This window comes from Arsenophonus endosymbiont of Aleurodicus floccissimus (assembly GCF_900343025.1).
In the GTDB taxonomy this organism is placed as follows: Bacteria; Pseudomonadota; Gammaproteobacteria; order Enterobacterales; family Enterobacteriaceae; genus Arsenophonus.
In genome coordinates, this window is the sequence record NZ_OUND01000004.1 from 203789 (window position 1) to 223997 (window position 20209).

General features: G+C 35.8%; 11 protein-coding genes and 7 pseudogenes. 3 read left to right on the plus strand and 15 right to left on the minus strand.

The window, feature by feature from the left end; translation table 11 throughout:
- Positions 1 to 580 precede the first annotated feature (580 nt).
- Positions 581 to 1487: pseudogene (gene rdgC / locus ARADI_RS13245) on the plus strand (recombination-associated protein RdgC).
- A gap of 1152 nt (positions 1488 to 2639) precedes the next feature.
- Here the strand turns inward: rdgC and exbD are convergent.
- Both exbD and exbB read right to left on the minus strand, forming a co-directional pair.
- Positions 2640 to 3067 (minus strand): annotated as a pseudogene (gene exbD / locus ARADI_RS13250) (TonB system transport protein ExbD).
- Positions 3068 to 3073: 6 nt separating this feature from the next.
- Positions 3074 to 3805, minus strand: a complete 732-nt coding sequence (exbB, locus tag ARADI_RS13255) for a tonB-system energizer ExbB (RefSeq protein ID WP_439647121.1) — start codon at positions 3803 to 3805, stop codon at positions 3074 to 3076.
- A gap of 587 nt (positions 3806 to 4392) precedes the next feature.
- On the opposite strand from exbB, the gene ARADI_RS13260 reads away from it, so the two are divergent.
- A complete protein-coding gene (locus tag ARADI_RS13260; RefSeq protein ID WP_119712332.1) occupies positions 4393 to 5049 on the plus strand; it encodes a DedA family protein in 657 nt (218 codons plus the stop codon).
- A gap of 74 nt (positions 5050 to 5123) precedes the next feature.
- Here ARADI_RS13260 and carB read toward each other — a convergent pair.
- The 8 genes and pseudogenes from carB to ribF form a co-directional block, all read right to left on the minus strand.
- Positions 5124 to 8276, minus strand: a pseudogene (carB, locus tag ARADI_RS13265) (carbamoyl-phosphate synthase large subunit); the annotation flags it as partial.
- Positions 8268 to 9380: pseudogene (carA, locus tag ARADI_RS21180) on the minus strand (glutamine-hydrolyzing carbamoyl-phosphate synthase small subunit); the annotation flags it as partial. The pseudogenes carB and carA, both read right to left, overlap by 9 nt.
- A 434-nt stretch (positions 9381 to 9814) precedes the next feature.
- Positions 9815 to 10636 carry a 4-hydroxy-tetrahydrodipicolinate reductase gene (dapB, locus tag ARADI_RS13275; RefSeq protein WP_119712333.1) on the minus strand — a complete coding sequence of 274 codons (822 nt, stop codon included), beginning with the start codon at positions 10634 to 10636 and terminating at the stop codon, positions 9815 to 9817.
- Between the two features lie 181 nt (positions 10637 to 10817).
- The gene (gene ispH / locus ARADI_RS13280) at positions 10818 to 11768 is read right to left on the minus strand and encodes a 4-hydroxy-3-methylbut-2-enyl diphosphate reductase (RefSeq protein WP_238149471.1); all 951 of its coding nucleotides are present in this window, start codon (positions 11766 to 11768) and stop codon (positions 10818 to 10820) included.
- A 24-nt stretch (positions 11769 to 11792) separates the two neighbouring features.
- A pseudogene (fkpB, locus tag ARADI_RS18725) lies at positions 11793 to 12221 on the minus strand (FKBP-type peptidyl-prolyl cis-trans isomerase); the annotation flags it as partial.
- A gap of 61 nt (positions 12222 to 12282) precedes the next feature.
- The gene (lspA, locus tag ARADI_RS13285) at positions 12283 to 12783 is read right to left on the minus strand and encodes a signal peptidase II (protein ID WP_119712335.1); all 501 of its coding nucleotides are present in this window, start codon (positions 12781 to 12783) and stop codon (positions 12283 to 12285) included.
- Positions 12783 to 15599 (minus strand): isoleucine--tRNA ligase, encoded by a 2817-nt coding sequence (gene ileS, locus ARADI_RS13290; protein ID WP_119712336.1) that lies wholly within the window; start codon positions 15597 to 15599, stop codon positions 12783 to 12785. The genes lspA and ileS overlap by 1 nt, the downstream gene beginning before the upstream one ends.
- Positions 15600 to 15637: 38 nt before the next feature.
- Entirely contained in the window at positions 15638 to 16567 is a 930-nt protein-coding gene (gene ribF / locus ARADI_RS13295) for a bifunctional riboflavin kinase/FAD synthetase (protein WP_119712337.1), read from the minus strand.
- A gap of 332 nt (positions 16568 to 16899) precedes the next feature.
- On the opposite strand from ribF, the gene rpsT reads away from it, so the two are divergent.
- Positions 16900 to 17160 (plus strand): 30S ribosomal protein S20, encoded by a 261-nt coding sequence (gene rpsT, locus ARADI_RS13300; protein ID WP_026821429.1) that lies wholly within the window; start codon positions 16900 to 16902, stop codon positions 17158 to 17160.
- Positions 17161 to 17223: 63 nt separating this feature from the next.
- Here rpsT and nhaR read toward each other — a convergent pair.
- From nhaR to ARADI_RS13315, 5 genes and pseudogenes are all read right to left on the minus strand, one after another.
- Positions 17224 to 18128: pseudogene (gene nhaR / locus ARADI_RS13305) on the minus strand (transcriptional activator NhaR).
- 228 nt (positions 18129 to 18356) lie between these two features.
- Positions 18357 to 19154, minus strand: a pseudogene (gene nhaA / locus ARADI_RS13310) (Na+/H+ antiporter NhaA).
- Positions 19060 to 19365 (minus strand): Na+/H+ antiporter NhaA, encoded by a 306-nt coding sequence (locus tag ARADI_RS21185; RefSeq protein WP_369407033.1) that lies wholly within the window; start codon positions 19363 to 19365, stop codon positions 19060 to 19062. The pseudogene nhaA and the gene ARADI_RS21185 overlap by 95 nt, the downstream one beginning before the upstream one ends.
- Entirely contained in the window at positions 19341 to 19463 is a 123-nt protein-coding gene (locus ARADI_RS21190) for a hypothetical protein (RefSeq protein WP_369407031.1), read from the minus strand. Before ARADI_RS21190 ends, ARADI_RS21185 begins: the two co-directional genes overlap by 25 nt.
- Positions 19464 to 19630: 167 nt before the next feature.
- Positions 19631 to 19825 (minus strand): hypothetical protein, encoded by a 195-nt coding sequence (locus tag ARADI_RS13315; RefSeq protein WP_119712338.1) that lies wholly within the window; start codon positions 19823 to 19825, stop codon positions 19631 to 19633.
- Positions 19826 to 20209: the final 384 nt, after the last annotated feature.

The window sequence follows — 20209 nt, forward strand, 5'->3', positions numbered from 1 at the left end:
AAGTTAATCCATTTGCTTTAAGGTAATTTAAAAAAACTTACACTGAAATAATAAATAAAAATATTTTGAAAAATAAACAAAGAATAAGGATTTATTAAAATATCACCGCCAATGAAATGATAAACTAATAAACAAAATAATCAAGTTACTAATAAAGCAAGTGTAAAAATACAATAAAAAAATTACTTTTATGTTTAAAATAACATTACATTTATATTCTATTTGTTGGCATAAAACCTTATATTGGAATTAATCAATCTATTTAGTAAATTTAATCAATAAAATAAGATGTTCTTTTTATTCTTTTTCCTGTTATTAAAATTTATCTTTTATTGTTAGAATTTTATTTTAATCATAATGGATAATAAAATATTACCTTGTATTGTAAAAGTTTAATTTTAAAATCAATTTATCACTATAAATACATTATTATTTAAGATAAGAGTGACATATCCAGATGGTTAAAACCCATTAAAATTGACTTAAGCAATAAAAATTGCAATTGAAAACTAGGGTCAAAGTGTATGATCCGTTATTATAGCCACGATTTTTTGAAATGGAATAACTAGGAAGCCTTGAGATGTGGTTTAAAAATCTAATGATCTACCGCTTAAATGAGGAATTTACATTATCCGTCGATAAGCTTGAAAAACAACTTGCCACACTGGCTTATAGCCCATGCGGAAGCCAAGATATGATGAAAATAGGTTGGACATCACCGATGGGACCTCACAGTGAAGCGCTAATACACTCGGTTAATAATCAAATTCTACTTTGTGCACAGAAAGAAGAAAAACTGCTACCAGCACAAGTTATTAAACAAGAGTTACAAGCAAAAATTAAAAAACTAGAAACAGCTCAGGCGCGAAAACTGAAAAAAAGCGAAAAAGATCCATTGAAAGATGAAAGTAGTTCATGCTCTTTTGCGCAGAGCTTTTAGTAAAATCAGTCATACTTATCAGGTTAGATATAATCAATAACTTGATTATCGTAGATGCAGCCAGTACTAAGCATGCTGAAAATAACCTGGCTTTTTTACGTAAAACATTAGGTTCGCTAACAGTTGTTCCTTTAAGTTATTAAAATCCGATCGAACTGACATTAACTGAGTGGCTACGCTCGGGCCAACCAACTAATGGTTTTAGTTTATCGGACGAAGCTGAATTAAAAGCACCTGTTGATGAAGAGGGCGTGATCCGTTGTAAAAAACAAGATTTATGCTACGATGAAATTATTGCCCATATTGAAGCTAAAAAACGGGTAACAAAATTAGCATTAGAATGGAAAGAGCGTATTCAATTCATTATTTCGGACGACGGAACTGTTAAAAGACTAAAATTTAGTGATCTAATAAAAGGACAAAATGATGATATTGATAAAACAGATTTTGCCCAACGTTTTGATGCTGATTATATCTTGATGACAAACGAAATAAGTGCGTTGATAAAATACCAATTGATGCTTTAGGTGCAGAAATGAATACTTAATGTGATTAGCTTTTAATGCACTAAAACCATTGGGAATGGCGATTTTTAATCGCCAATTTAATTTTATCAACTAGGTAAATACCCCCTTTCTGGGCTGAATGATAATAAACTCATATCACTATACCTCTATCTGTTTAAATGAATAAATATAATTATTTCTAATAACTTATATATTTTTTATTACAAAATTGCCAACTATATAGATTATTATTTATGATTATCAAATTAGAATTTTATCACTAAAAATAATAGCAATAACTGTTTTAGTTATATAAGACTGGCAGTTTTATTAAAATGAATAATATAAATATATTAAAAAGAAAATAAGAATTTTTCTTATTTTCTTAACAGAGAATTGAATATACCTATTTTTATATTGAAAATATTAAATAGATCAAAAAAAACGTTATCTTGGCTAGATAACGTTAATCCTAATAAAGTTAAATATTATTGATATACTTTGCTGTATGTAGTTATTAAACAGTCAGCCCATTAAAATTTCTAAAAAATAGCTGTAAATTATAACTAACTTAGGAAATGTATATGTTAATTAGCTAATAAGTACAATTAGATACAAATTCTATTGTAAACATAGCTATATTATTTATAAAAATGATTTATAAATACAAAGATTCTACTATCAATAGTGATTATCCCTAATATTAATAATTCATATATCTAATATTTGTTCTATAATTAAACTATGTTTTGATGCAAATATTTTTTGTTAAATTATTTTTTTAATTTATAACGTAGTTAAATTACCTTATTTTTTATAAATAATTATACTGTACATTAAAACTGATCTTACTTAGTGCATTCATTAAAATTATATATATAACTTAACTAGTATATGAGTAAAAAATTGCTAATGTTTACTTTCAATTTATTAGCTTAAGAAAAATGAAATTAATAACCATAAATAACATAAAATATGAATATAAATTTTTTGTTGTTATATTTTAACTTCAATTAATAGTTTATTATTTTTCTACATTAATAAATTTGGAATTATTAATTATATTGCTTATTAACCATATAATTAACATGGCCATGAAATATAAAAATATATAACACTATTGATTTATTAATAACCTAATTGAATAAATACTGGGTATTTAATTACCCAGCTTTGACATTATTAACAATACTCTATTTTGTACCCTGTGACATCTCCATGCCAACTAATCCCGCTTTAAGATAGCCAGATTTACGTAATAAGTTCATTACATCCATTATCCTTTCATAATCTACTGTTTTATCTGCTTGAAAAAAATAGTGGTTTCTTTATTTGTACCGGTTATTAGATCCAATGCTGATGCCAATTGTTCTTGAGAGACCTTTTGCTCTCCAACATACATTTGACCATTCGCTTTCACTGTTAAAAATAACTGTTTTTCCGGTTTAGGTTGGGGTTTAGCTGCAGAAGCCGGTAAATCAACTTTAATATCTACTGTCGCTAAAGGTGCAGCAACCATGAAGATAATCAGTAAAACCAACATTACATCAATAAATGGTGTAACATTAATTTCATGCATTTCACCATTATCATTTAAATCATCGTTTAAACGGATCGCCATAAGCACTTACCTTTCTTTTTTACTATCAGCTAAATCCAAATCTCTACCTAATAATACCGTCGCTTGAGCAGCTACATCACCCAGTTGACCACGGTAAGTATTAATCATGCGTGCAAATAAATTATAAATAACCACCGCCGGTATCGCAGCTACCAGTCCTATTGTTGTGGCTAACAAAGCTTCTGCTATACCAGGCGCAACAACTACTAAATTTGTCGTCTGAGAATGGGCTATACCAATAAAGCTATTCATAATTCCCCAAACCGTACCAAATAAACCAATAAAGGGAGAAATTGCTACTATAGTTGCTAAATAACCATTACCCCGTCCCATGTAACGACTAATTGAAGCAACTACTCTTTCAAGGCGAAAACTGGCACGATCTTTGGTTCCATTTAAATCATTACTGCCAGCTGATAATGTTTTTTTTGCCACAACTTCATCATACAATTTTCTAGTAAAACTAGTTTTTTTAAATGTTGCAGCAATTTCTACCGCATCATCGAGTGATTTTACTTTAGATAGTTTTTGCTGTTCTTTTCGTAGCTGTTGGTATGCTCCAATCAATTCGATGCCTTTTGAGAAAAACAGTGCACAGGTAATGATTGAAGCAACAATTAATACTAGCATTACTACCTTTACAACCATGTCAGTATGCTGATACATACTGCAAATCGAAAGATCTTGATCAAATCCTCCTTGTGCGGTTAATAAATTAGGCTCCTGTTGTAGACTCACTAAATTTTTTTCCGCAGCGAGCTGTCTCTCTAGCTCGATTGCTCTTCATTAGCTCATATCTTGCTGATTAAGTGTATTAACAGGCTAAAACTGTTCAGACAGACCTGCCAGATTTGTCTCGACGAATGTTATATTTATCAAACTCATTGCCAATAAAATAAAAGCTATCAATTTACGCATCAGTTGGCTATCACTCTTCGGTTATTTAATGTGATCCTTTTAGCTAATCATAACTTATGCCAGCTAGTTTATTGGTAGTAAATTTTGATTTACCACGCTTACATTATGAAAAACTGAGTGATCATACCAGACATTAAATCATTTGATAGTAATTATCATTACTATTTGATGAATTTTTTATTTATTTAACTGTTATCAATAAGTTTTGCTGCAATTTGACTTGTTCTAATAACTGATAATCGCAACAGATATTTGCCATTTTTAATATTTGTTTCTCTCAAATAAACATTTTTTATCTAACAGGCTTTTATACTTAACACTTGAATAAATCCAACATAATTCAGTTTTTTAAGGTAAACTGGCAACTACATCGATCCTTCATTTGGTTGTTATTAGCAGGGTAAGTTATGCAAGTTCTTAATGAGATCATGATGGCAATTTGGCATCATGATTTTGCTAAACTAAATAATCCCGATATTTTATGGATTATTTATGCTGTACTTTTTACCATTATTGCATTAGAAAACGGTATTCTTCCTGCCGCATTTCTGCCAGGAGATATATTGCTTATTCTTTCCGGTGCTTTGATTGCAAAAGGTGTTCTTTCTTTTATTCCCATAATTATTATTTTAACTATTGCTGCTAGCTTAGGTTACTGGTTAGGTTTTTTACAAGGACGCTGGCTTAGTGATACTCATTTAGTAAAACAATGGTTAAAACAGATCCCACAAGAATATCACGATCGTGCAAACCGATTATTTAACAACCAAGGCTGGTATGCGCTTTTGATCGGTCGTTTTTTAGCTTTTGTGCGAACACTATTGCCAGTTTTAGCAGGGCTTTCGACTTTAAGTCACCGGCGCTTTCAATTATTCAATTGGCTTAGTGGCCTCTTATGGATTGGGATCATTGTTTCTCTAGGTTACGCAATAAATCAAATTCCTTTTATAAAACGCCATGAGAATATCGTTATGAATATTTTAATATTTTTACCGATACTGCTACTCATTAGCGGATTTATCGGCTCAATTGTCGTATATCGGAAACATAAAAAAAGCAGTTAAATAGTATGTATTTTATTCGCCCAGAATAAGAAAATCGCCCGGTTAAATAGGCCATTTCAAATAGTCAGTCATAATTAATGCTGGATCATTTTATGCATCTCTTGGACAAAGATAACCTGCTCTGTAGGATCGACATTGAGAGAGATCGCGGTCGAAAAACCGCCATTGATAGTGGTATAATAATTTACTTTATATTGTAATGCACTACGACGAATCAGCTTCGAATCTTCTATTGCACGACGGCCCGTGGTAGTATTGAAAATATAACTATATTCACCATTTTTATTCTATCCTGAATATGAAGGCGTCCCTCATGCACTTTATTAACTAAATGTAGGTTAATTCCGCCCTCACCTAACACAATTGCGGTACCATGAGTTGCATCTAACTCAAAACCATGCGCAATTAATTTCGCCGCTAAATCAACAACCTTGGCTTTATCATTCTCTCTTACTGAAAGTAATGCGCGGCCAGATTTTTTCATCGTAGAAGAGCAACCAAACATAGCTTTAGCAAATGCTTCGGCAAAAGTGCGACCAATACCATAACTTCACCGGTGGAACGCATTTCTGGCCCTAAAATAGGATCAACGTCAGGGAATTTATTAAATGGTAATACGACTTCTTATTACCGAATAATAAGGTGGAATAATTTATTTCGTTACCCACTGTTTAGCTAAAAATTGCCTGACCATGACACGAGCAGCTACTTTTGCCAGTGGTATTTCGGTTGCTTTTGATACAAAACGCACTGTACGCACAGCCCGTGGATTAACCTCGATTAAATAAACGTCATTATTTTTAACCGAAAATTGAACATTCACTAATCCTCGAACGCGTAGTTCAAAGCTCAGTTCTTTTATCTGTTCATGCATGACATTTTGTATATTCTGACTCAAGGTATAAGGTGGCAAGGAACAGGCCGAATCACCAGAGAACGCCAGCCTCTTCAATATGCTCCATAATACCACCAATTAAAACAGTTTCCCTATCACAAATGGCATCTACATCAACCTCAATGGCATCATCCAGGAAATGATCGAGCAATACTGGCGCATCATTGGAAACACTTACCGCTGTCTGAAAGTATCGACGTAAATCAGTTTCATCATAAACAATTTCGATTGCCCGCCCGCCTAAAACATAGGAAGGACGAACAACTAATGGATAAGATAACCAATACTGTGAGCCTTCTCTATAGCCTGTTCAATTGTCGTAACCGTGGCGTTTTCTGATTGCTTAAGTCCTAAACGGGTCACTGCTTGTTGAAAACGTTCACAATCTTCAGCGCGATCAATCGCATTCTGGCTAGTGCCAATAATTGGAACACCCGCTTCTTCTAAGGCAAGCGCCAATTTTAAAGGTGTCTGGCCACCATACTGCACAATTACACCGTCAGGTTGTTCGACCCTGATTATTTCTAATACATCTTCTAATGTTACTGGTTCAAAATAAAGACGATCAGATGTATCATAATCAGTAGAAACCGTTTCAGGATTACAATTTACCATTATTGTTTGATAGCCATCTTCACGTAACGCCAATGCAGCATGAACACAGCAATAATCAAACTCAATTCCTTGACCAATACGGTTTGGTCCACCACCTAGTAGCATAATCTTAGATTTGCTATTGTCAGGGTTGGCTTCACATTCATCTTCATAAGTGGAATAGAGATAAGCGGTATCTGTAGCAAACTCTGCTGCACAAGTATCAACTCGCTTAAAAACAGGATGCAGTTTATAATTTTGGCGTAATTTACGAATTTCAGCTTCAGAAACACCTACTAATTTTGCCAAACGAATATCAGCAAACCCTTTTCGTTTCAATAGCAGCAAGAATTCTGCTGATAAGCCATTAATGCCAAACTCAGTAACTTTCTCTTCTAAACGAACAAGCTATTCAATTTGTACCAAGAACCAACGATCAATATTGGTTAGATTAAATACACCATCCACAGACATACCTGCGTGGAAAGCATCGGCTATATACCAGACCAGATACGTTCAGCACCAGCATCTTTCAATTCACGGCGAATTTTTGTTAACGAATCAAATTCATCCAAATCTACTTTAGGATCAAAACCCGTGGCGGCAACTTCTAATCCACGCAATGCTTTTTGTATTGATTTTTGAAAAGTTCGCTCAATAGCCATTACTTCACCAACAGATTCCATCTGGGTTGTCAGACGATTATTACTACCTGGAAATTTTTCAAAGTTAAAGCGTGGGATCTTAGTCACGACATAATCAATAGGAAGGTTCAAAAGAAGCAAGTGTCCGTCCTCCGGTAATATCATTCATTAATTCATCAAGTGTATAACCTACGGCAAGTTTTGCTGCAACCTTAGCAATAGGAAAACCGGTTGCTTTAGATGCCAAGGCCGAAGAACATGATACTCGTGGATTCATTTCAATAACAATTAAGCGGCCAGTTTTAGGATTTACGGCAAATTGAACATTTGAACCACCAGTTTCTACATCAATTTCTCGCAACACTGCCATCGATGCATTGCACATGTTTGATATTCTTTATCGTTAATGTTTGAGCGGGTGCGACAGTGATAGAATCTCCAGTATGGATCCTCATTGCATCAACATTTTCAATAGAACAGATAATGATGCAATTATCATTTTTATCATGCACCACTTCCATTTCATACTCTTTCCAACCAATCAGCAATTCATCTATCAATAATTCGTTGGTCGTTGAAAGATCTAAACCTGTCAGACAAATACCTTTAAACTCTTCCCGGTTGTATGCAATACCACCACCCGAGCCGCCTATGGTAAATGAAGGGCGAATAATACATGGGAAACCTACTTTTGCTACTACGTCTAACGCTTCTTCCAGGGAATGCGCAATTCCTGAACGTGCAGTTTCAAGGCCGATTTTCTTCATTGCTTTATCAAATCGCTGACGATCTTCTGCCTTATCAATCGCATCAGCCATTGTGCCAATCATGGTAACAGCAAATTCTTTTAATACGCCTTTACGCTCTAATTCTAAAGCACAGTTTAAAGCAGTTTGCCCTCCCATCGTAGGCAAAATCGCATCACGTTCTTTTTCAATAATTTTGTGCACTACTTCCCACTGAATCGGCTCAATATAAGTAGCATCAGCTAGATCCGGATCCGGCATGATTGTCGCTGGATTGGAATTAACTAAAATAACTCGATAACCCTCTTCTCGTAGTTCTTTACACACTTGTGCACCTGAATAATCAAATAGGGATTCTGTATCTTTAGGGCCTGGACTTGCTTCGGGATGCACTTGAAATCAAAATACAGGCTTTTCGGTATGATGTATGCCTTGTAAACTTCCATCAAACAGTGATTTATGGGTCACGCGCAATTTGTCAGATAATGTTGCTTCATCAACTGCAAAACAGTGATTTTGTACGGTGATCATGACGCGATTATTAACTAAATCTTTTACTGGATGGTTACCCCACCATGGGGGCCAAATTTCATTTTAACGGTATCAGCCCCACTGGCTAATGCCAGTAATTGATGGCCTAAGCAGATACCAAAAATAGGTATTTCTGTTGTTAAAAACTGTTTAATTGCTTTAATTGCATAATCACAGGCTGCAGGATCACCCGGACCATTAGAAAGAAAAATGCCATCAGGTGCCATTTTAATACTTCATCAGCCGCTGTTGTTGCTGGCACAATCGTCAAATAACAGCCACGATCAACGAGTAGCCGTAAAATATTTCGTTTAACACCAAAATCATAAGCAACAGCATGATAAGGCAGTTGCTCCCGTGCTTTAGTAGCCGATAATCCATCGGCACCAAGATGCCAACTCTGTTGCTGCCAAGTATAAATGTCTTTAGTAGTAACTTCTTTAGCTAAATCCAGCCCTTTTATTCCAGCAAATAACTTAATTTTTCTAATACTAAATCGGTATCTAAATTTTCAACAGTAATAATGCAGCCATTTTGCGCACCTTTTTCCCTTAATAGCCGCGTAAGCTTACGAGTATCAATATCAGCAATGGCGACTGTTTTATGGCGTTTTAAATAATCAGATAAACTTTCTTTTCCACGAAAGTTACTATAAATTAACGGTAAATCACGTATAACAAACCCTTGAGCATGAATGATTGCGGACTCTTCATCATCTGGGTTAATTCCAGTGTTTCCAATATGGGGATAAGTAAGTGTGACAATTTGGCGGGAGTAGGAAGGATAAGTGAGGATTTCTTAATATCCAGTTATTGATGTATTAAAAACTACTTCTCCAACAACAATTCCTTCAGCCCCAATGAAATGAGCATGAAACTGGGTTCCGTCTTCCAGCAGAACCAATATAGCTGGCTTAATCAAAATACCCTCCAGGAGAATAAAAAAACATTTATTGAGCATATTTATTCATGCGTAAGCCAATAAATTCGTGCCAAAATGGAATTTAAGCAAATTTTTGGCAAATTGCGCGCAATCTAATGATGAGAAGAGTGATTGCCTAGTAAAAAATAATTTTTTATTACTTTTTTAGTTAATTTATAATGAAAAATCAATGTAACTAGTAAAATGATAAATTATCTTAGCAAAATAATCGATTGCATAGCATGATAATTGTAAAAGTATGGTTTAGATAAATTTCACTATAGTAAATGCGCAAAAAATCATCTTAAGTCAATAAAATTTTCATTTTAAATAATAGAAATAAAAGTTATTAAATAAAAAACTTAATAACCGCCATAAAAAATCACAAACTTAAAATTAATTTTGATTTATCAAATAGATAGATAAATAGAAAATTAAATATTTTCTAAATTTAATACATCTTTCATGCTATATAAACCACTTTTTTTTCCTTTTAGCCACAAACATGCCTTCACAGCCCCATTTGCAAACGTCATCCGACTTGATGCTTTATGAGTTATCTCGATTCTTTCACCTATATCAGCAAAAATCGCCGTATGCTCGCCAACAATATCGCCAGCTCTAATCGTTGCAAAGCCAATGCTGTTATTTTCTCTTTCACCAGTAATACCTTGGCGACCATACACTGCACAATCTTTTAAATCACGGCCAATTGACTTGGTAATAACATAGCCCATTGCTAAGGCTGTTCCTGAGGGCGCATCGACTTTATGCCTGTGATGAGCTTCAATAATCTCAATATCGCTATATTCGCCCATCACTTTTGCGGCTTTTTCTAATAACTTCAACATCAAATTGACGCCAACACTAAAATTGGCTGCTAATACAATAGGGATCGTTTTCGCCGCTTCTTCAATCGACTGCTGTTCAGTTTCATTAAAACTTGTAGTGCCAATAATCATCGCTTTGGCATATTTTTTACAAACTGACAGGTAATATTGCGTGCCTTCGGGACGGGTAAAATCAATCAAAATATCAAATTTATCTAAAACATTAATTAGGTCATCACTAATTATAACATTTAAACCGCCAATACCTACTAATTCACCAGCATCAGTACCTACTATACTTGAGCCTTTTCTTTCTAATACAGCCCCTAAAACAAGGCCATTCTGTTGTGAAACTGCTTTAATTAGTTCACGTCCCATGCGGCCACCCGCACCAACGATGGCAACACGAATATCTGAATTAGTCATGTTTATCTCTCTTGATTAAAAGCGGATTAAGTATCTTGAGTTCGATAAGGTTAACATTCATAGTAGCTTAACGCTTACAGCAACCATCAGTGATAAAAAAAAAGCCATTAGAGTTGGCTTAATTAATATATAAATGGCTGCACTAAAAAATTCATTTAATAAAATACCAAAATAGCTATTATTATATTTGCTTGATTTCAACACGTAGCTCTTTTGGTACTTCAAAAACAATATTTTCTTCATGACCAGCAAGTTCGATCATTTCAATGGCACCTAAAACCATTAAGCGTTCAATAACCTGACGAACAAGAATATCTGGTGCAGATGCGCCAGCAGTAAGACCAATAATCTGCATATTTTTCAGCCAATGTTCTTGAATATCATCAGCAGAGTCAATCAGGTAGCCCGGCTTGCCTGCTCTTTGAGCCAATTCAGCAAGACGATTGGAATTAGAAGAATTTTTAGAGCCGACAACTAGTACAATATCAGCCTTATTAGCCAATTCACGCGCTGCTTCCTGACGATTGGTTGTCGCATAACAGATATCATCTTTGCGTGGCCCAATAATATTTGGAAAACGACTATTTAGCGCGTCAATAATATGAGCGGTATCATCAACCGATAAGGTAGTCTGGGTCATAAAACAAAGATTATTTTCATCTTTTACTTGTAATTTCGAGACATCCTCCGGTGATTCAACCAGATACATATCTCCAGCGGGATTATTATATTGCCCCATTGTGCCTTCTACTTCAGGATGCCCAACATGACCAATTAAAATCGCTTCTTTACCTTTACGACTAGCACGCGCAACTTCCATGTGTACTTTAGTCACCAATGGACAAGTTGCATCAAATAACATGGTCAGATGACGTTGCTTAGCTTCCTGTCGAATTGCTTGAGAGACACCATGAGCAGAAAAGATCAAAATAGCACCATCAGGAACTTCAGAGATTTGTTCAATAAAAATCGCACCACGTTGCCGTAAATTGTCAACCACATAACGGTTATGAACAACTTCATGACGAACATAAATCGGCGCACCATAAAGCGCTAGAGCTCTATCAACAATACTAATTGCCCGATCAACACCGGCACAGAAACCCCGAGGGTTAGCCAGCAATATTTGCATTTGATTCCTCCCATTTTGGGTCAATTTTTCCAACACTTCAATGTTAAAAATGATATTCTGAGCCGCTAACGGGTGATTAAAATTAACAGTGATCGACTCTTCCGTCACTGCTGTTACGATCCCTAGCATTTGACTGCCATTTATCGTGGTAAACAATATGATGGCACCGACTTCAGGTATACCGACCTGAATAAAATCTTTTGGCATAAAGTATTGAATCATATCTGGGTTTGGTTTACCAAAAACATCCTCTCCGCTTAAAGTAAATGTCTTTTTTTCACCAACACTTAAACCAATTAATTGTTTTTCAAGTGCTAGCGAGAGACTTTTATCGCCAAGGCGAAAAAGTGCCGGTTTATACTGATTATAGGTTGAATCAGCAATTGAACCATCCTCAAGTTTGATCGTGAAATGCAGCAACACGGCACTATTTGCTTGCACTAAGGTTAACATGACAATAAAAAGCCACTGTTATAAATAAATCAACCTGTTATCAACGTAAACGAAGGATAATCTAAGATTCATTCGCTTTTTTATCTGTATTGATGAAACTGTCGAAAATGATGAGTGCCGCACCAAGACAAATCGCCATATCCGCAATGTTAAATATTGGCCAATGCCAGTCACCAACATAAAAATCAATAAAGTCAACTACGAAGGCATGGACTAAGCGGTCGCACAAATTCCCTAGTGCTCCACCAATAACTAATGCATAAGCAATATTACTCAATTTTTTATTCACGCTTTGGCGATACATCATTACGATAAGCACCACACAAATGACAATAGCAACCAAGGCAAAGAACCAACGCTGCCATCCCCCTTTATCAGCTAGAAAACTAAATGCTGCACCAAGGTTTTGAGCATAAGCCAAATTGAAATAAGGCATTAATGGTATCGACTCATATAATTGAAAATTATTCAAAATGAGTTGCTTACTACCAAGATCAACAATTAATATCACAACCGTTAACCATAACCAGCGTAAGCCAGTAGAGCAAATAGGATTTTTCATTAGGCAACCTTACGTATTTCACCGTCACCGGCTACATTAGTAACACAGCGGCCGCATAATTCTGCATACTCCGCCTCCCGACCAATATCCGTTGTATAATGCCAACAACGAGGACATTTATCACCTTCCGCCTGCTGGAAAGCAATTTTCAATCCACTCAGTTCACTATTCTGTGCCTGAACTGTGGCTTGGCTAATATCAATTACTTTAGCCTGTGAAGTTAACAGTAAAAAACGTAACTCATCACCTAAACAATTAAGTATTTCAGCCAGTTCTGTATCAGCATATAAAATCACTGCGGCCTCCAACGAGCTACGGATAAGTTTTTCTGCACGCGCTTGTTCGAGAACTTTATTAACCTCACTACGGATAATTAATAACTTATTCCAAAATTCATCATTAAGCGTTTCATTAACTTCCAAGCCAAACAAGTCAGCATAATATTCCTCAGTAAAGACATATTTGCTCTGTCTAGCAGGCAATTGCTGCCAAATTTCATCGGCTGTGAAAGAAAGGATCGGCGCAATCCAACGTACCAATGCCTCTATGATATGAAATAAGGCTGTCTGACAACTACGACGTGCCACGCTATCACTTTTTGCCGTATATTGACGATCTTTTATAATATCTAAATAGAAAGAACCCATTTCAATTGAACAAAACTGCATCAAACGCTGAACAACTGCATGAAAATCATAATTAGCATAATGCATACCAATTTCCGCTTGAGCGGCTTTCGCCCGCCCTACTGCCCAGCGATCTAATATCACCATATCTTCTGGTTTAACTTGATGTGAAGCAGGATCAAAACCGTTCAAATTGGCTAATAAGAAGCGTGATGTATTACGAATACGTCGATAGCTGTCAGCAGAACGTTTTAAAATCTCATTTGAAACAGCAATTTCACTAGTATAGTCGGTTGAAGCAACCCATAGCCGTAAAATATCAGCCCCTAAATCATTCATGACGTCTTGTGGGCTAATGGTATTACCCAAAGATTTTGACATTTTACGGCCTTGTCCATCAACCGTAAAACCGTGGGTTAATACTTCTCGATAAGGCGCTTTTCCTTTCATAGCATTTGATAGCATTAGAGACGACATAAACCAACCACGATATTGATCAGAGCCTTCCAAATATAAATCAGTAGAATGGCCTTTAAATTCAGGGCGAACATCTACAACAGCATAGTGTGTAGAACCAGAATCAAACCAGACATCAAGCGTATCGGGGACTTTAACATAATCAGCTGCATCACTTCCTAATAGGGCAACGGGGTCAAGATCCCACCACGCCTGGATACCTGCTTTTTCAACATGTTTAGCGACTTCTTCAATCAATTCTAACGTCCGCGGATGCAATTCTTCTGTCTGCTTATGCACAAATAATGCCATCTGCATACCCCAGGTGCGCTGACGAGAAATACACCAATCTGGACGATTTGCAACCATAGATTCAATCCGGCTTTGTCCCCAATCTGGGATCCATTTAACCCCGTTAATCTCTTTTAGTGATTGTTCACGTAAACCATTTTTTTCCATACTAACAAACCACTGAGGTGTAGAACGAAAAATAACCGGTGTCTTATGCCGCCAGCAACAAGGATAACTATGCTGTAATATTTCTTTATGCAGCAATGCCCCTTTTGCCGCTAAAACTTTGATAATTAATTCATTTGCTTTAAATACAAAAACACCATCCAAACCAGGATAAGTATTAGGTAAATAACAACCATTTGGACCGACGGGATTTGCTATTTCAAGTTTATATTTCTGCCCAACAATATAATCATCCGGACCATGGCCTGGTGCCGTATGTACAATCCCGGTACCCGCATCTAAAGTAATGTGATCACTTAAAATAACAGGCACATCAAAATTCATAAATGGGTGATGAAAACGCAGTAATTCCAATTCAAAGCCATTACATTGTGCTAAAATTTGCCACTCTGTTGCTGCAATACGCTGCATTACTGTTTCAACCAATAATTTTGCCAAAATCAAACATTCATTATTATTGACTTTCACTAATTGATATTCAAAATCAGCGTTAACCGCAATCGCCCGGTTGGCGGGTAATGTCCAAGGTGTTGTCGTCCAGATTACGGCTGAAACCGGCAAAGCCGACGATTTTACGCCAAATTTACTATAAATAGCGTTAGCATCCACCACGCTAAAGCGTACATCAACGGAAGGTGATGATTTGTCATAATATTCAACTTCCGCTTCCGCTAAGGAAGAACCGCAAGCAGTACACCAATGAACAGGTTTAGCACCTTTCACTAAGTAGCCATTTTCAATCACTTTACCTAACGCACGAATAATATTGGCTTCGGTACTAAAATCCATGGTTAAATAAGGCTGTTCCCAATCACCAAGTACGCCCATTCTGATAAAATCAGCTTTCTGGCCCTCAATTTGTTCTTTGGCATATTTGCGACACTCTTCACGAAAAACAGCTGCAGAAACCTTGTCACCGGGTTTACCGATAATTTGTTCAACTTTATGTTCAATTGGCAAACCGTGGCAATCCCAACCAGGAATATATGGCGAATCAAATCCGGATAGCCCTTTAGATTTAATGATAATATCTTTGAGAATTTTATTAACTGAGTGACCAATATGAAGACTTCCGTTTGCATAAGGAGGACCATCATGCAATATAAACATCTGTTTGCCTGTTTTGGCCTGGCGAATAGCTTGGTACAAACCTTCTTTATACCAACGGGCTAACATTTGTGGTTCTCGTTTAGCGAGATCACCGCGCATAGGGAACCCTGTTTCCGGTAAATTTAGGGTATTTTTGTAGTCACTCATCTAAATTCTCAGTTCCAATTTTCTGCTAAATATCTAAATTATGACGACTGGAAGAATTGTCTCGCAGCCATTATATCCTTACCGATTTGCTGTCTTAATTCATCAATAAAAGCAAATCGCTGCTCGTTACGCAATTTTTTACACAATACAACATCAATATGACGTCCATATATATCCATATGCACATCTATCAAATGAACTTCAATTTGCTGATCTACCCCATTCACTGTTGGCCGTGTGCCAATATTGGCCACTGCCTGCAAAGGGTTATCGGCTAATCCATATACTTCTACCACATAAACACCTTTAACAGGCATAACTAAACATTTAAATGGTATATTCGCGGTTGGGAAACCGATCGTACTACCAAGCTGGCGACCATGTACCACTCGACCACTCAATCGGTAGGGGTGTCCCATGAGGTTCTCAGCAAGGGTAAGATTATCACTTAATAGTGCTTGCCTGACAGCCGTACTACTAACTCGCTGGCCGGCGTCACAAAAACTTTCAGTATTGGCCACTTCAAAACCATATTGTTCCCCTGCCTCACGAAGATATTTTAAATCACCCTGTCTATCTTTGCCAAAACGAAAATCATCACCGATCGCCAAAAATTTAACTGCCAATTTTTCCACTAGCAATTGTGAAACAAAAGCCTGGGGTGTCAATGAAGCAAATGTTGGATTAAATTTAACACATAGTAAATAATCAACACCATATTCGGTAAAGTATTTTATCTTATCACGTAAACGCGTTAAACGTACTGGCGCATTTGCACCCAAAAAAAACTCCAATGGTTGAGGTTCGAAAATTATGACCATCGTTGGCAGGCCAAGACGCTGACTCTGTTGTTTTAAATGTTTCAATAATGTCTGATGCCCTCGATGAACAGCATCAAAATTGCCAATAGTCAACACACAGCCATGATGATATGCGCGAATATTATGTATACCACGTACTAACTTCATAATCGGCTCAATATAATAAAAATTGCTGGATTATACCGCTTACTACCTTGAAGGTTAAGTCACCATTTGATTAATATTTATAACAAAGATAATAAATGGTTGTTTGTCAGTAAAAAATACTTAATCTAATTTCCTACAATTTCATCCGCTTTTTCACATTTAAAACTGTATTCTCACTCAGTAAACTGATAAAATTCCTGGTCATCATAACAGATTCGCATTGTTGTACACGATGCTTATTTACACAAATTCATTGACAAATGAAGGCTAAAAAGGCATATCCCTCGGCCTTTAGATTGTCCTCGATAGAATAAATATTTGGGAGTTGGACCTTGGCTAATATCAAATCAGCTAAGAAACGTGCCATACAATCAGAGAAACGCCGTCAGCATAATGCTAGCCGTCGTTCTATGGTGCGTACTTTTATCAAAAAAGTTTACGCTGCTATCGCTACTGGCGATAAAGAAGCAGCACAAAAAGCATTTAACGACATGCAACCTATTGTTGATCGCTATGCTAGCAAAGGCTTGATCCACAAAAATAAAGCTGCACGTCATAAAGCAAATTTAGTAGCGCAAATCAAATCAATGTAATTTATTTTGATTTTGCTAAAAAAACCGGCTTCAGCCGGTTTTTTTATTATTAAAAAATGACGCTTATTGTTTATAAAAAATTTGATAAAATAGACCATAAAAATCCTTATTACAAACACGTTGCACTGCTGGATCATACGTTCAGCAAAAATAACATAATATTCTTCTTTTACTTTATCCATATGACCAATTTCAACTACTTCATTATCTAAAAAAATCTCACTAGCATAGAGCGATGGCGCAACAAATATTGCGTTATGATACATACCAAATGCTTTCATCAATGCAGCATCATCAAACTCACCCAGGATTTCTACCTGCAAATTATTATTCTGGATCCAAGAAAGCAGGTGACGACCTAACATAGAACGGCGACCTAGGATCAATAATCGCCGCTCTTCTAGACACAGTGGAAAAGGTTTCTCTGGTATTGGTTTGCGACAGAAAAAACTAACGCCACATTCTCCAAGCTTGACGGAAAATAATCCCTCTTATTGGGACGAATCAACCGGGAAATCAGATAAGATCATGTCTAACTTATGTTGACTGAATTGCTCCAATAAAAGCTCGTGTGTCGATTCAAAACAGCGTAAATGGATCCCGCTCATGCTCAACAATAGCTGTTTCAAAAACACGGCTTACCAGCCGTTTCGATAAAGCGTCAGCAACACCAACATCAAATAGCAAATTCATTTCACGACTATAATTAACAATATCTAGCATTTCCTGGCTTAGCACAAACATTTTATCAGCATAACGAAAAACTAGTTCCCCTAGTTCTGAAGGAACCAGCCCTCTGCCTTGTCTTTTAAATAATTTACTATCAAACGTTCTTCTAATGCCTTAATCTGACCCGTTATTGTCTGAGGCGTTAAATAAAGTTCTTCAGCGGCGCCAACAACCGATCCCTCTTTACAAACATGCCAAAAATAATAGAGATGATTAAAATTGAGATGCGACACTCTCATATAGATTCCTTTTTGTACCACCGATAACTGTTTATATTCGTTATTCTCTGAACATTAGAAGATAAACGATTCATTTCATTTTACCTAAATAAGATACTCTCGCTACAAAAATAAAATATTGTATTGCGAATACAAAAATACTATTTATTTCACGCAAATATAACTTAAAATTAACATTATCCTGCCTGATTAGCTGTTTTAGTGCTAATTGGCTTTTTAGGTAATACACTATTCAATAATAATAATCCTAAGATAGCCGCTAGGGTCGAACCGATTAGGATACCCAAACCGTGCATAAGTACTAAAATTATCTAAACCTTCAAATGCTAAACTGGCAATAAAAATTGACATAGTAAAGCCAATACCACAGAGTACTGAAACAGCAAATATCTGTTTAAGGTTAATTTTGGCGGGTAATTTTGCAACGCCTAATTTTAACGCTAGCCAACTAAACAGAAAAATACCTGTTGGTTTACCAATTAATAAGCCTAACGCGACACCGATCGGTAAAGCACTGGCAAGATTAGTTAGGGTAACACCATCAAGTTGTATGCTTGCATTAACAAAGGCAAATAATGGCAAAATTAAATAAGCAACCCAAGGATGTAAAAGATGTTCTAATTGTTCAGAAGGTGAATTATTTTGTCCCCCTTTGAGCGGTATCAAAAAGCCCATAATGACACCAGCTAACGTTGCATGAATGCCTGATTTTAATATACAGACCCCACAAAATGATGCCAACAACCAAATAAGCAGAAGTATTTTCAACTTTACGCCAATTCATCCATATTAATACCAATAGAGAAAGCATAGCAACCCTAATGCCATGATAGAAAATTTAGTATAAAAGAGAGCAATAATGATAATCACGCCAAGATCATCAATAATCGCCAACGCCAGTAGAAATACTTTTAACTCTGTTGGTACACGTTTACCTAATAGCGCCATAATACCCAATGCAAATGCAATATCTGTCGCCCCGCTGGGATCGGGCCCACCCCTGCCGGGCAATTTCATCATTAACATTAAAAAATAAATATACCAGAGCGGGTAATAACATACCACCTACCGCAGCAACAGCGGGAAATATTGCTTTATCACGACCGGCTAACGAGCCTTCTATCAGTTCTCGTTTAACTTCCAGACCAACAACCAAAAAGAAAATGGCCATTAAACTATCGTTTATCCACAGTAAAAAAGGTTTATCAATATCTAATACGCTGATTTTAACCGCAATGGGGTATTAGCCATAATCAAAGCTAAGATGGCAGCAATAATTAACAGCACCCCGCTTGCTACTTCTAACTTTAAAAACTGTCGGATAATTGCTGTCATTACTATAACCTCAGTGTTAATTAGCTTAATTTATTTTACGCTAATACATACAATCCGGAAAACCATTTTTTTTAACGTAAATAATTCGTTTATACCGAGTAGTTACTAACTATTTTGACGCTATTAACCGATTAGCTGTTTAAAATTAGGCTAGCATTGAAAAACAATTAGTTAATCTTGGTACTAAAAAAAGTAGGTAATAAAACCCCGATAAGTTTAGTTTTGATAAAACTCCATGATCCTGCAAATAACTGGGTGGTTTTTTGGTTTAATTTTTGCCAAAAAGTTGGCTTGCTCTCTTGTTGCGGTTTAGCTTGAAGTGGCTTTTCAGCTTCTTGACTTTCTTTAGCTTGTGCATGCATTTTATCAAAAATAACAGCTTCTTTTTTTCTATTACACTTTTTTTCTTAACGGCGCTTGAAGATGGCGCAAATTCTGTTTTTTCTTCCGCTAATTCAGTCATTTTTTTAGTTAATATTCATTCTTCTAAATTTTATCTTATTCTTATTAGCTTACTCATTTACATGATTTATAGTTATAAATTTATTAAAATATTGCATGATTTCTTTTATCTTCATTTGTTATGTCATCAATTTTATTTGTACATTCTTTCACATAATTAAAATCCTGATCATTCTCACTTAAAAATCTTAATACAATTGTATCTATAATATTTCCACCCACTTGTCTTCGTATATTATCTAACTTATCTAAATTTTTTATCTCTTTAATACAATCAAAAAGAC

What these genes read in the sequence shown, in the direction of transcription:
- ileS (WP_119712336.1), bottom strand. Translation starts at nt 15,599, where the DNA reads ATGAGTGACTACAAAAATACCCTAAATTTACCGGAAACAGGGTTCCCT.
- ribF (WP_119712337.1), bottom strand. Translation starts at nt 16,567, where the DNA reads ATGAAGTTAGTACGTGGTATACATAATATTCGCGCATATCATCATGGC.
- ispH (WP_238149471.1), bottom strand. Translation starts at nt 11,768, where the DNA reads ATGCAAATATTGCTGGCTAACCCTCGGGGTTTCTGTGCCGGTGTTGAT.
- lspA (WP_119712335.1), bottom strand. Translation starts at nt 12,783, where the DNA reads ATGAAAAATCCTATTTGCTCTACTGGCTTACGCTGGTTATGGTTAACG.
- ARADI_RS21190 (WP_369407031.1), bottom strand. Translation starts at nt 19,463, where the DNA reads ATGACAGCAATTATCCGACAGTTTTTAAAGTTAGAAGTAGCAAGCGGG.
- ARADI_RS13315 (WP_119712338.1), bottom strand. Translation starts at nt 19,825, where the DNA reads ATGCATGCACAAGCTAAAGAAAGTCAAGAAGCTGAAAAGCCACTTCAA.
- dapB (WP_119712333.1), bottom strand. Translation starts at nt 10,636, where the DNA reads ATGACTAATTCAGATATTCGTGTTGCCATCGTTGGTGCGGGTGGCCGC.
- ARADI_RS13260 (WP_119712332.1), top strand. Translation starts at nt 4,393, where the DNA reads ATGCAAGTTCTTAATGAGATCATGATGGCAATTTGGCATCATGATTTT.